Source organism: Streptomyces sp. NBC_00273, from assembly GCF_036178145.1.
Taxonomy (GTDB): Bacteria; Actinomycetota; Actinomycetes; order Streptomycetales; family Streptomycetaceae; genus Streptomyces.
Genome location: NZ_CP108067.1, coordinates 1,294,154 through 1,307,087 on the forward strand (window position 1 = coordinate 1,294,154; position 12,934 = coordinate 1,307,087).

Annotated in this window: 9 protein-coding genes; 5 read left to right on the forward strand and 4 right to left on the reverse strand. The window is 69.1% G+C overall.

Translation table 11 applies throughout. From position 1 onward, the window contains the following. Positions 1–99: 99 nt before the first annotated feature. The 3 genes from OG386_RS05470 to OG386_RS05480 all read left to right on the forward strand — a co-directional run bounded on the left by OG386_RS05470 (position 100) and on the right by OG386_RS05480 (position 5,725). Entirely contained in the window at positions 100–1,710 is a 1,611-nt protein-coding gene (locus OG386_RS05470; protein ID WP_328786298.1) for an ISL3 family transposase, read from the forward strand. A gap of 459 nt (positions 1,711–2,169) precedes the next feature. Continuing rightward, the gene (locus OG386_RS05475) at positions 2,170–3,315 is read left to right on the forward strand and encodes a polysaccharide lyase (protein WP_328787024.1); all 1,146 of its coding nucleotides are present in this window, start codon (positions 2,170–2,172) and stop codon (positions 3,313–3,315) included. A 724-nt stretch (positions 3,316–4,039) separates the two neighbouring features. After that, on the forward strand, positions 4,040–5,725 hold the full coding sequence (locus tag OG386_RS05480) for an ISAzo13 family transposase (protein WP_328787025.1): 1,686 nt from the start codon (positions 4,040–4,042) through the stop codon (positions 5,723–5,725). A 57-nt stretch (positions 5,726–5,782) separates the two neighbouring features. Here OG386_RS05480 and OG386_RS05485 read toward each other — a convergent pair whose 3' ends face one another. The 4 genes from OG386_RS05485 to OG386_RS05500 all read right to left on the reverse strand — a co-directional run bounded on the left by OG386_RS05485 (position 5,783) and on the right by OG386_RS05500 (position 9,712). After that, the gene (locus OG386_RS05485) at positions 5,783–6,619 is read right to left on the reverse strand and encodes a class II fructose-bisphosphate aldolase (RefSeq protein WP_328787026.1); all 837 of its coding nucleotides are present in this window, start codon (positions 6,617–6,619) and stop codon (positions 5,783–5,785) included. Between the two features lie 105 nt (positions 6,620–6,724). Further along, the gene (locus tag OG386_RS05490; RefSeq protein WP_328787027.1) at positions 6,725–7,672 is read right to left on the reverse strand and encodes an SIS domain-containing protein; all 948 of its coding nucleotides are present in this window, start codon (positions 7,670–7,672) and stop codon (positions 6,725–6,727) included. Between the two features lie 136 nt (positions 7,673–7,808). Beyond that, positions 7,809–8,765: a 1-phosphofructokinase family hexose kinase gene (locus OG386_RS05495; protein ID WP_328787028.1), complete on the reverse strand. Its 957-nt coding sequence runs from the start codon at positions 8,763–8,765 to the stop codon at positions 7,809–7,811. Further along, the gene (locus tag OG386_RS05500; RefSeq protein WP_328787029.1) at positions 8,762–9,712 is read right to left on the reverse strand and encodes an ROK family protein; all 951 of its coding nucleotides are present in this window, start codon (positions 9,710–9,712) and stop codon (positions 8,762–8,764) included. The genes OG386_RS05495 and OG386_RS05500 overlap by 4 nt, the downstream gene beginning before the upstream one ends. Positions 9,713–10,160: 448 nt before the next feature. On the opposite strand from OG386_RS05500, the gene OG386_RS05505 reads away from it, so the two are divergent. Then, complete coding sequence (locus tag OG386_RS05505; protein ID WP_328787030.1) at positions 10,161–10,961, forward strand: DeoR/GlpR family DNA-binding transcription regulator; 801 nt, start codon at positions 10,161–10,163, stop codon at positions 10,959–10,961. Positions 10,962–11,629: 668 nt separating this feature from the next. Then, on the forward strand, positions 11,630–12,901 hold the full coding sequence (locus OG386_RS05510) for an extracellular solute-binding protein (protein WP_328787031.1): 1,272 nt from the start codon (positions 11,630–11,632) through the stop codon (positions 12,899–12,901). The last annotated feature ends 33 nt before the right edge of the window (positions 12,902–12,934 follow it).

The following is a 12,934-nucleotide window of genomic DNA, read 5'->3' on the forward strand; positions in this document are numbered from 1 at the left end:
GGGTATCGGTGTCGGTTGGCTCTGTTCACGACTTCCCTTCTGGCTCAACTTCCGGGCTCTGTCGCTAATTTGGGGGTAGTTGGGCAACTATCCGGTGTGATGGGTGGGGTTCAGGTCGGGGATCTTCTTCTGCCGGGTGTCGCAGTGGAGATCGACCAGCTGGTTCTGACGGATGTGGAGGTCCGGGTCGCCGTGCGATCAAGGGCCGTGTCGGCGGCCTGTCCCGGATGCGGGCGGAGATCTTCGAGAGTGCACTGCTACTACCAGCGGACTCTGGCGGATCGTCCGGTCGCCGGCCGGCGTGTGCGGATCGAGCTACGGGCGCGTCGACTCGTCTGCGGGAACGAGCAGTGTGACCGCCGGACGTTCGCCGAACAGATACCGGGCCTGACGCATCGCCATGCACGCCGCACCGACGCACTCACCGCCCAGCTCACCGACGTGGCCCTGTTCCTGGGCGGCCGGCCAGGCGCTCGCCTGTTCCAGCGCATGACCATCGACACCTGCAAGGACACTCTGCTCCGGCTGATCCGTAAGCTGCCGCTCCCCTCGTCGGGATCGGTGCCGCATCTCGGCGTCGACGACTTCGCCGTTCGCAGGGGACGGACCTACGCGACGATCCTCATCGACATGGCAACCCACCGCCCGATCGACGTCCTGGCCGACCGGGCCGCAGCGACTTTCGCGTCCTGGCTGCAAAACCATCCTGAGGTCCGGATCGTCTGCCGTGACCGTGCAGGCTCCTACCGAGACGGGGCCCAGGTCGGTGCCCCGCAGGCCATGCAGGTAGCCGATGCCTGGCACCTCCTGAACAACCTGGCGCAAGCAGTCGAACGGGTCATCGGACGGCATCGCGCTGACCTGCGACAGCCTCTCACCTCACACGATGACCGGACCGACGACGGCCCGGCCTCCGAGGGCCGCGACCGCGAAGAGCTGGACCTCAACGGGCGGCCACGACCTCTGGTCGCCCGCACCCGCGAACGCCACCAACAGATCCACGAACGCATCCAACGTGGCGACAGCCTTCGCGCCATCGCACGCGACCTGCGGCTCAGCCGCGGCACAGTCAACCGCTTCGCGCACGCCGCAGAAGTCGATGAGCTTCTCCTCGCGGCCATTCATCGACCCGCGCTGATCGATGATTACCGCCTCTACCTGCACCATCGCTGGATGGAAGGCTGCACCAACGCCTCCGCGCTCACCCGGGAAATCCAGCGGCTGGGCTACCGCGGCAACGTCAACACCGTCCGCCGGCACCTGAAGCCCTACCGCCACGGCGCGATCCCACTCACCGCCCCCTTGCCACACCTGACCGTCCGCAGGGTCACCGACTGGATCATGCGCCGACCCGAGCGCCTCAACGATGTTGAGCGAAAGGGTCTCGACGAGCTGTGCGAGCGGAACCCAGCGCTGGCGACGACCGTCGCTTACGCACGCCGCCTGGCACTCATGGTCCGCGACCGCCGCAGTGAACACCTCGCTCTCGACGTCTGGATGGCCGACGTCCGCCTCGATGGACAACGCGAACTCCGCACCCTGGCCAATGGCATGCGACGCGACCGCGCGGCCATCCAGGCCGCCCTCACCACGACCTACACTTCCGGAGCGGTCGAGGGCAACGTCACGCGGGTCAAGCTCCTGAAGAGACAGATGTACGGCCGCGCCAACTTCGATCTCCTACGACGCCGCATCCTGCTCTCACCATGATCAAGAGGCCGTTACCCCCAAATTAGCGACAGAGCCCGGAAGTTGAGCCAGCACCGAAGTCGTGAACAAAGCCCCCTCCGGCACCGCGTTCGGGGGCGCCCCGATGAATTCGGTCGAGCCGATGAGGCGGGCTGCGGTCTACAGCAGGTGCCGGCTCGGAGCAAAGCGAAGGCTTCCGGACGATCCCTCACCTCGGCAAGGCCTGCCGCCGCCGCACGCCCCTTCGCGGTCGGCTGCGCTGGAACATCACGAACGGATCTCACCGTTCCGCATGCGCTTGACTGCACTGCCTGTTGAGGATGTCATGCGCCAACACGTGCGAACGTGTCTGTTTCTGATTGGTTGCGATCTGCTGTGCGTGGCTGGGCCGTGGACGGCAGTCGTTGTCCCTTCGCTCCGTGGCCACTGGTTGCTGCGCCGCAGTTCACCACCGCATTCCCCTCACCTGAAGGACAGTTCATGCTCCAGCGTTACAGCCCCAGACGTCGGGTCGGCACAGCTTTGGCGGCCGTGTTGGCGGTGGGATTCGGGGCGACCGAGGCCTTCGCCGACCGTGCACTGACGCCCGTCCCCTTCAAGGACGGGTTCGAGTCCGGAGCCACCACCGCGTTTCCCCGCAAGGGCATCGACGGCACCGGAACCGTGGACGTCAAGGCTGCGCCTGGGGGACATGGCGGCAAGGCCGTCCGGTTCGTCATGCCCGACGACGGGAAGTCCTACCGCACCGAGATAGCCACAGCGCGCGTGCCCTACGGAAGTTACCGGTACACCTTCGCCAATTACCTTCCCAACGACTGGATCCGCTACGACGCCCAGACCATCGTCTCCCAGTGGCACGGCGGGGCGGGCACTTACCCCGCGGTCGTCCTCGCCGTCAAGGGCGACCGCTGGATGATGATCGTCCACTGGAAGACGGGTTCAGACCTGGTGGACGAGAGCAGGCACCCGGCCCACGAGGTCAAGTACGACCTCGGCCCGGTACGACTCGGACACTGGAACCAGTGGTCCTTCGACATCACCTGGTCCACCGCCACCACCACCGGCTCCATCACCGCCCGGCTCGACGGAACCGAGGTGGGATCGCACCGCGGTCCCAACAGCTACCACCAGGACACCGCCCCCTATCACAAGATCGGTCTGTACCGGCCCAACTGGCAGGCCTGGAAGGGGCACAAGGCAGGCGGCACACCGGCCGTGGTGAACTACTACGACGACGTCACCATCACCGCCATCTCCCCTGGAGCCCCCGTACCGCCGCCGGCCACGCCCTCCGCGAAGACCACGGCCACTTCCGCACCCGACCGGTCCGGCGCATCGGCGTCCCCGTCGGTGCAGGCACCCGCCTCGGCGCAAGCGCCCGCATCGGCCCCGGCGACGGGACCGGCTGCGCCGGGCTCGTCACTCGACGCCGCGGACGCCATTCCCCTGGACACCGGCTCCGACCAGGACACCGACAACGATGCCGGTCCGCTGGCCGAGACCGGTGCCTCCAGCCACACCCCGATCATCCTCGCCTTCGGCAGCGCACTGCTCGCCGCCGGCCTGGTCCTCGTCTTCCGCAGCCGCGCGGCACGGCGCCGGGCGGGCGGTCGCAGGGGTGACTGAGGCGGGTCGCAATCGAACCGGCGGTCCGTCCGAGAGCGCAAGGCCCCCTCGCGCTGATGTGGGCGTGGTCCCGGCCGACATCCGCTACGAGGTGTTCGGGCCGACCCTGAGGCTGCCGGTGGCGGTGTGGTCCAGGACGTGTCCGCTCGCCGCGGGAGACGGCTCGTAGCCGGAGTGGGGTCCGGCATCCGCACCAGCCCCCAATACCTGCGTCACCCGCCGGGACGTCCGGCTCATGGCGCAGCGGGTCGCGCGGGCCTTCGACGTCGCCGACGGTACGGACCAGGCCGCCTCCCCGGCAGGAGGCGGCCGACCGGTACTGGGAGGGGACGGTCACCCTCGCGGACAGCGATCTCGACGGCTGCATCACCCAGGGGAGTTCGTCGGCGCCACCCTGGCCAGGCTGTACCAGGACCCGGAGGCGTTCACCCGGATCGCCTTGCCCTGGCACCGGGCGGTGACGCGGTCAACCTCATGCTGGTCGCGCTCGGCGCGGAACCGACCAGGCCCGCCGCGTCGCCGTCGAACACCGCACCGACCCCACCGGACTGATCACCGACGAGGAGATCCTCGCTGCCGTCACCGGCTACTGCACCACCGGCGCCACGCCAGCGGGCCTTCGCCGTACCCGCCTGAAGCACACCGGCCAGGACGGCGAGACACCCCCTAAGGGCTCGCAGAGAATCAAGGTGTTGCTTCCCACGGTTCAACTCGTTGGTGTGGTATGCGCATATCTGGCGAGGTCTGTGATCAACTCGGCCTGAAGTTCGCAGTGTTGTTCCCACATCTGGACGAGCGGCAGCGCCGTCTGCTGATGGGGGCTGAGGCCCGGATCCTGGGACACGGCGGGATCCGGGCGGTCGCCCAGGCGGCCCAAGTCAGCGAGACCACAGTCCGCAAGGGCGTGGACGAGTTGGAGGACGGGGCGGAACCGCTGGGCCGGGTCCGCCGCCCAGGTGGCGGGCGCAAGCGGGCGGCCGAGGTGGATCCAGAACTGCGGCCTGCGCTGTTGGCGCTGGTCGAGCCCGGCATGCGCGGGGATCCGATGTCGCCGCTGCGCTGGACGACGAAGTCCACCCGCAGGCTCGCCGACGAGCTCACCAGGCAGGGCCACCGTGTCTCGGCGGATACCGTCGCCGACCTTCTGCGGGAGGAGGGATTCAGCCTCCAGGCCAACGCCAAGACCCTCGAGGGCGCCCAGCATCCCGACCGGGATGCACAGTTCCACTGCATCAACGACCGGGCCAAGGAACACATGGGCGCCGGCGACCCGGTGATCAGTGTGGACACCAAGAAGAAGGAACTGGTCGGCCCCTACAAGAACAGGGGCCGTGAGTGGGAGCCGAAGGGAGCTCCCGCCCAGGTCAAGACCCATGACTTCCTGGACCGGCAGGGACCCGGCAAGGCGATCCCGTACGGGATCTACGACGTCGCCGCGAACACCGGCTGGGTCAGTGTCGGCACCGACCACGACACGGCAGCCTTCGCCGTTGCCTCGATCCGCCGCTGGTGGCAAGCCCGTGGCAGCCACGACTACCCTCAGGCCGCCCGGCTGCTGATCACCGCGGACGCGGGCGGCTCCAACGGATACCGCACCCGCGCCTGGAAGACCGAACTTGCCACCCTGGCCGCCGAGACGGGCTTGGAGATCACGGTCTGCCACATGCCTCCGGGCACCTCGAAGTGGAACAAGATCGAGCACCGGCTGTTCTCCCACATCTCCATGAACTGGCGCGGCAGGCCCCTGACCAGCCACGACGTCATCGTGAACAGCATCAAGGCGACCACTACCCACACTGGGCTGAGAGTCCACGCGGAACTCGACCCGGGCACCTACGACACCGGCATCAAGGTCACCGACACAGACATCGACGCACTACCCATGCACCGCCACCGCTTCCACGGCGACTGGAACTACACCCTCCATCCACAACACGGTGACACGGCCGGCGCGACCGAGGACCCGCGGTCAGCCGAGGGCCTGCCGCCTCAGTCCCGCGCCGGCGGTCTGCGCAACCCGGAGCTGACCGGCATGACCGAACCGGCACTGGACGAACTCGTCGACCAGCTGTCTCAGAAACTCGATGAGCTCCGTGAACACGGGCGGTCACAGCAGCGAGGAGGAGACCGTATCCGGGCTCGCGGAGCCGGCGCCAAGGACAAGTTGACCACCGCCGACCGAGTCCTGGCCACCATTCTCTACCTGCGCAAACTCGGAACACGAGACCTGATCGCCCAGCTCTTCGGCGTCAACGGCAGCACCATCACCAGGGCCGTTCACCAAATCCAGCCGCTCCTCGGTGACCACGGCTGCACCGTTCGACCTTCGACAGCCAGGTTCCGCACACCCGCCGACGTCACCGCGTTCCTCACGAACAGCAACCCCACAGAGATCAAGTCAGCATGTTGATTCTCTGCGAGCCCTAACGAGCTCGTGCATGGTTGGCGGTGCGGCGCTGGGTCGTGGTCAGCGGGCGGCGAGGATTCCCAACAGACGGGCCACCTCGGCCGCGACCGTGTCCCGTGCGGGGCCCAGGTACGTGCGCGGGTCGGCGACGTTGGGGGCCGTTCGCAGACGGTCCCGCACGGTGCGGGTGAAGAGCTTGTTGAGGTGGGTGGAAATATTGACCTTCGTCATTCCTGCGGCGACGGCCTTGGCGAGGTCGGCGTCGTCGACGCCGGAGGAGCCGTGCAGGACGAGTGGTACGTCGAGCGCGTCGCGCAGGCGTGCTATGAGCTCGAAGTCGAGGTTGGCGTCGCGGGTGAGCATGGCGTGTGAGCTGCCCACGGCGACGGCCAGGGCGTCGACGGCCGTGGCCTTGGCGAAAGCGCTTGCTTCGTCGGGGTCCGTGCGGACGCCGGGGGCATGTGCGCCGTCCTTACCGCCGACCTCTCCCAGTTCGGCCTCGACCCATACGTCGGCCCGGTGACAGTACTCGGTGATGTCCCGGGTGGCGGCAACGTTGGCGTCGTAGGGGAGTTTGGAGGCGTCGAACATGACGGAGGTGAAGCCGAGTTCGACGGCCTCGTGGACGAGGTCGGCGGACTCGGCGTGGTCCAGGTGGACCGCCACCGGTACGGAGGACTCTCGGGCGAGGGCCAGGGAGGCCAGTCCGATCGGGGCGAGTGAGCCGTGGTATCGGGCGGTGTTCTCGCTGATCTGGAGGATGACGGGAACGGCCGCCCGCTCGGCTCCGGCGACGATGGCTTCGGCATGTTCGATCTGCACGACGTTGAACGCCCCGACGCCGTAGGCGTCGGCGTGCGCGGGACCGACGATGTCGTCGGTTGTTGTCAGGGGCATGAGGGTTTCTCCACGTCAACTGTTGGTTAGGCGCCCAGAGGGGACGTCGGCGCCGGCGTCGCGGCCGGGTGGGCCCCGGCCCGCGAACGGCAGGGGCCCCGCGCCTCAGGCGGCGTTGCCGAGGATCACGGAGCGGGTGAGGTTGCGGGGGCGGTCGGGGTCGTAGCCCCGGGCCTCGGCAAGGAGCACGGCCAGGCGCTGGGCGACGATCAGGTCCGCGAGCGGATCGAGGGCGTCGGACGCCTCCGTCGAGGCCGAGTTGAAGAGCCCCCCAACCCGCGCGACGTCCGCGGCGAGGCCCTGGGGGGCGGGACCGAACAGCCAGGTGACGCGGCCGGGGCCGGTGATGCTGATGGGCCCGTGGCGGTACTCCATGGCGGGGTAGGCCTCAGTCCAGGCTCCGGCGGCCTCGCGCATCTTCAGGCCCGCTTCGAGGGCGAGGCCGTAGGTCCACCCTGTTCCAAGAAACGTGAACTGTTCGGCGGCGCTCACTTCGGGGTTCAGCGGGAGGTCGAGGGCGCGCCGGGCGTCCTGGACGGCCCGCGCGAGCGGGCGTACCCCGGCCGGCAGGGCGCCTTCGGCCTCCAGGTGTGCGCGCAGCAGGACGAGCGCGGTGGTGGCGAAGCGGGTCTGGACGACCGATTCCTCGTCGGCGAAGTCGAGTACGGCGACACGGTCGGCAGCCGTCATGACGGGCGTGTCCGGGTCGGCGGTGATGGCGGTGGTCGCGGTGCTGCCCTTGACCTTCGTCAACAGGTCGAGGACCTCGGTGGTGGTGCCGGAGCGGGTGAGGGCCACGATCCGGTCGTAGGCGCGAGCGCCGGGGAACTCGGAGGCGGCGAACGCGTCGGTCTCACCGTGGCCACCGCTCTCGCGCAACTGCGCGTAGGCGTGGGCCATGAACCAGGAAGTGCCGCAGCCGACCACGGCGACGCGTTCTCCGCGCCGGGGCAGGACCTCGGTGTGGGAGCGGGCGGACCGGGCGGCCCGCTCCCAGGTCTCGGGCTGCGAGGCGATCTCGACCGAGGTGCGGGAGGTTTCGAAGGTGGTCACACGAAAGTCCTTGCGCTTGAAGTGGCTAAGGGGGTCCGGTGGCTCAGCGTGCTGGCTCACGGCGTACCACATGGCAATAACTGCTTGGATCTTGCGCCTACTGAGCATGAACGCGCAATCAGTCTGCCCTTGACCGTCAATTCGGACGGCGGGGGTTCAGAGGGTCAGGGCTGCGGGACGGCGCCTCCTCGACGGAGACTTCCGGGAGGAATCGGCGGTAGAGGGCGGCGTCCACGTCTCCGGCGACCGGGCAGGGAACCGCGGCGGCCGAGAGGGCCACCGCCTCGCGCATGATGTCCGGCCAGGCGAGGCCGGCCTCCAGACCGGCGGCGATGGCGGCCACGCAGGCGTCGCCGGCGCCGGTCGGGTTGCCCGCGAGCCGCTCGGGGGGCGTCGCCCGCCAGGCGCCCCCGGGCGTGATGGCGTACAGGCCCGACGGGCCGGCGGACGCGACGACCGCGCGGGCCCCTCGCGTGCGCAGCTCGGCGGCGGCCCGCGCGAGGTCCTCGCGACCCGTCGCGTCCACGATCTCGACCGCGTTGGGTTTGACCACGTCAGGGCGGGCCGCCAGCGCGTGAAGGAGGGAGGGGCCGCTGGTGTCGAGCACGGTGAGCGCGTCGGCCGCCGCGGCCGTGGCGATCAGTTGGGCGTAGGCGTCCTCCGGGAGGCCGGGCGGGGCGCTGCCGCTCAGGACGACCACACGCGCCCGGGTGACCAGGGTGGCGTAGTGCCGGGAGAAGAGGTGCCATTCTGCGGGGGTCACGTACGGTCCTCGCCCGTTGAAGACCGTGGCGTCGCCGTCGTCCCGCGAGACGACGGTGAGGGTCCTGCGCGAATCGCCTGCTACTTCGACGAACGCGTCCCGGATACGGGCGGTGCGCAGTCCGTCGCGGATCAGGCGGCCGGTGGCCCCGCCCGCGAGTCCGGTCGCCACAGGAGTGTGGCCGAGGGCGCCGAGGACGCGGGCCACGTTGATTCCCTTGCCGCCCGCCCGTTCGTTCGTGGTCTCGACGCGGTGGGAACTGCGGGGTTCAAGGGCGTCGACGCCCCAGGTGACGTCGAGGGCGGCGTTGAGGGTGACGGCGAGGATCATCGGGCGGGCGCCCCCGTCCGGTGGGCCGCCTGCCAGGCGGCGAGACCCGCGCCGAGGCATCCGGCCCGGTCCCCCAGTTCGGCTCGGACGATGCGGGGGCGGCGGTGGAAGGTGAGACGCGCCTCCAAACCGGCGCGCACGGGGTCGAGCAAGAGCCGGTCGGCCTCGGCGAGACCGCCGCCGAGGACGACCAGTTCGGGTGCGAGTAGGGCGGTGGCGGTTGCCAGCGCGTCCGCCAGTCCGGTCACAGCGCGCGCCCATACTGCTCGCGCCGCGGGGTCGCCCTGCGCGGTCAGGGCCGCGACATCGGCGGCGCCGGCCACGGACCGGCCGGTGCGCGCGGCGTAGGCAGCGGCGACGGCGGCGGCGGACGCGACCGTCTCCAGGCAGCCGGAGCCACCGCACGCACACGCCTCTCCCCCGGATTCGACAACGACGTGGCCGAGTTCGCCGGCGTACCCGCCGGCCCGAATCGGTTCGCCGTCACAAACGAGTGCCGCGGCGATGCCGGTGCCGATCGCCACGAAGAGCACGTTCCGCGCGCCGCGGGCGGCCCCCAGCGCGCACTCGGCTGCGCCACCCGCGCGAACGTCGTGGCCCAGCGTGACAGGCAGTCCGGAACGTTCCTCCAGGAGGGCGGCGAGGGGAAGGTCGCGCCACCCGATGTTGGCCGACCAGACGGCTCGTTGGAGCTCGTCGTCGACGATGCCGGGGACCACCACACCGGCATGGCGCACCCACAGCCCGCGTCCGACCGCCATCCGGTTCAGGGCGAGCAGGGTGTCGACCATGGCATCCAGGACCGCGGGTGGTCCGTCTGCGCGCGGGGTAGGTCGGTGGGTGGTGTCCAGTGGACGCATGCCCTGGTCGAGAAGCGCCCCCTTCATACCGGTGCCCCCCACGTCCAGAGCGATCACGCACTCCTCCTCACGGGTTGCATCGGACATGGGCGGCCCCGAGGTGCGGAGGTGGACGTCCCTCGTCCGGCTCAGCGGTTCCGGAATCCGGGCCCTGCCCGACAGGGATTCGGCGGCTTCGCCCCGGATGCCGAGTGCGGGAAGATTTCCGGCCAAGGCCGAGTGGCTACTTCCATCCATCGATATCGAACCATCCTAGTGACTGGGTTTGCGTGATTGGATCGAGAAGTGAACGACTTCGCGCATGCTCCGTGAGCGAAGTATCCGCGCTCGGGCCGTCCGCGTCCAGGGGTTCGACGCCCAGTCGACGCCCGGACCTTGCCTGGCGTGCACAAATCACCCACGCCCTGCGATGTGCGGAGCCCTGGCGTTACGATCAACTTCGCGCATGCCCCTCGGGGGCGGCGAGCGGGCGCCTCCGGCGGTCCGTCCTCCACTGCGCGGTTCGGTTGTCCAGAGCACGGAGGGGAAGCGGCGCATGTCCAAGCAGGAACGGTGGAGCAAGCTGCTGGAGCTGCTCGCGGTCGACGGCAAACTGGAAGTGGAAGATGCGGCCGCCACGGTCGCGGTGTCACCGGCGACCATCCGACGCGATCTCGACGAGCTGGCCGAGCAGAAGCTGCTCGTCCGCACGCGAGGCGGGGCGATCGCTCACGGCGTCTCCTACGAGCTCCCACTGCGCTACAAGTCCTCCCGCCGGGTCTCGGAGAAGCAGCGCATCGCAAGCGCCGTGGCAGACCTGCTCGGCGAGGGGGACGTCATCGGCCTCAACGGCGGCACCACCACCACCGAGGTGGCCCGCGCGCTGGTGCTCCGGGCGCGCGCGGGAACCACCGAGCGCGGGGAGGGGTCGTCCGGACCGAGGTACACGATCGTCACCAATGCCCTGAACATCGCCGGCGAACTGGCGGTCCGCCCGCAGTTCAAGATCGTGGTGACCGGCGGTGTGGCACGCCCCCAGACCTATGAGCTGGTCGGCCCATTGACGGAAGGCGTGTTGCACCAGGTGGTGCTCGACGTCGCGGTGCTCGGTGTCGACGGAGTGGACCCGCAGCTGGGCGTCATGACGCACCACGAGGACGAGGCCGGTATCAGCAGGCTCTTCGCCGAGCGCGCCCGGAAGGTGATCCTCGCGACGGACTCGTCCAAGATGGGCAAGCGCGCCTTTGCCAGGATCTGCGGCCTGGAGGGAATCGACGCCCTCGTCACCGACTCCGGCTTGGACCCCGACATGGCCGCGCGGTTCACCGAAGCCGGCATCGAGGTCGTCATCGTCTGACGCCCCCGCGCCACCGGGATGACCGGCCAAAGCCCTTGGCCGGCCCGTGCGGCAACGCAGCCCACGGGCACGAGGGGCGCATTCCGCGAGTCCGCGAACCGCGCATCCACCGCCTCGATGTGCCGACGGAACTCTCCCTGCCCTCGCCACCGGCCACGAACCCACAGTCCACCGGCACGGTGACGCGACGACGCGCGCGCCGCTTCGCACCACTCCTGCGTGCGTCGGCGCCCCGTGAACACTTCCAGGTGGCCCCTGCGCGCGCCCGGCCCACCCCCCTTCCGACCCCGCCGGCCTGCCCGCGCGCGGGGACGCCGGCGCCGACGTGTTGCGGCAACCGCCGGGCACCCAGGCGTTCTTGGTGCGTCACGCCCTTCCGGCCAGAGCCACCGCACTCCCCGACCTCCGGTTGACCCCGGACAGAGCTGCGGCCTTCCCTCGCGCAGGGTCCGCCGAGGGGCGACGACTGGCTGGTTAGCACTTTTTACGTAACAGGCCTGGTTTCGAGCCCGCTCCCTCCTGTTTACTTTGCCCACAGCAGATGCTCGTTCATGAGCGAAAAGCCGATTGATCCTTCATTCCCACGCAAGACGCTCCGAATTCTGCTGATCACAGACCCCACTGGGCCGCGTCATCGTGAGCGGCCAGGAGACAAGGCGGTACTGACGATGAACAAGCGGTTGCTCGTGGTGGCGGCCTGCACCGGTATTGCCGGGGCGCTCACCCTCACGGCCTGCGGCGGCGGCGGTGGTGGCGGCGCGTCGGACGGCAGGGACGTGACGCTGAAGCTGGTGGCAGCCGACTACGGCGACAAGGCCTCGAACAGCTCCACGGCCTACTGGAAGGACGTCGCGCAGCGGTTCACCGCCTCCAACCCGAGGATCAAGGTCGATGTCCAGGTGATCAACTGGAACGACATCGACTCCCAGGTCAAGACGATGATCCAGAGCGGCAACGTCCCGGACGTCCTGCAGACCGGCGGGTACGCCGAGAAGGTCGCCGACGACCTGCTGTACAAGGCGGAGGAGGTGCTGTCGGAGAGCACCCGCGCCAACCTGATCGACAGCTTCGCCAAGGCCGGTGAGGTCGATGGCACCCAGTACGGCATACCGTTCGTCTCCTCGGCTCGGGCCTTCTTCTACAACAAGACGGTCTTCACCCAGGCCGGCATCACAGAGGCGCCGAAGAGTTGGGACGACCTCAAGGCCGCTGCCGAGAAGATCAAGGCGAAGGTGCCGGGCGTGACCCCTTACGCGCTGCCGCTCGGTCCCGAGGAGGCCCAGGGCGAGTCGCTGATCTGGGAGCTCGGCAACGGCGGGGGCCTCACGGACGCCAAGGGAACGTACACGCTGAACAGCCGGCCCAACATCGAGTCGTTCACCTGGCTGAAGACGAACCTCGTCGAGCCCGGCCTGACCTACGCCAACCCCGCGACGACGGACCGCAAGACCGCGTTCGCGGACTTCGCCGCCGGCAAGGCCGCGATGCTCAACGGCCACCCCTCCCTGATCCAGATGTCCAAGGACGGCAAGGTCGACTACGGCGTCGTGCCGATCCCCGGGAAGACGGGCGCACTGGCCTCCACGCTGGGCGTCGCCGACTGGATGATGGCGTTCAAGGACAACGGCCACAAGGAAGAGATCCGCAAGTTCCTCGACTTCGCGTACTCCAGGGAGAACACGCTGAAGTTCGACGAGATGTACAACCTGATGCCCGTCACCGAGGACACCCTCAAGGAGATGACCGGCAGCGGCAAGCACAAGGACCTCGAGCCCTTCTTCACTCTGCTGCCGAACGCGGTCTTCTACCCGCTGGGCGACACTGCCTGGGACGCGATCTCGGCCGAGATCAAGAAGAGCGGCGGAACAGCCGTGAACGACCCGGCCAAGGTACTGGGCGAACTGCAGAAGAAGGCCGAGGAGACCATCTCCGACCAGTAGGCCCCGCGCACCGCACTGTCACGGAAGGCTTCC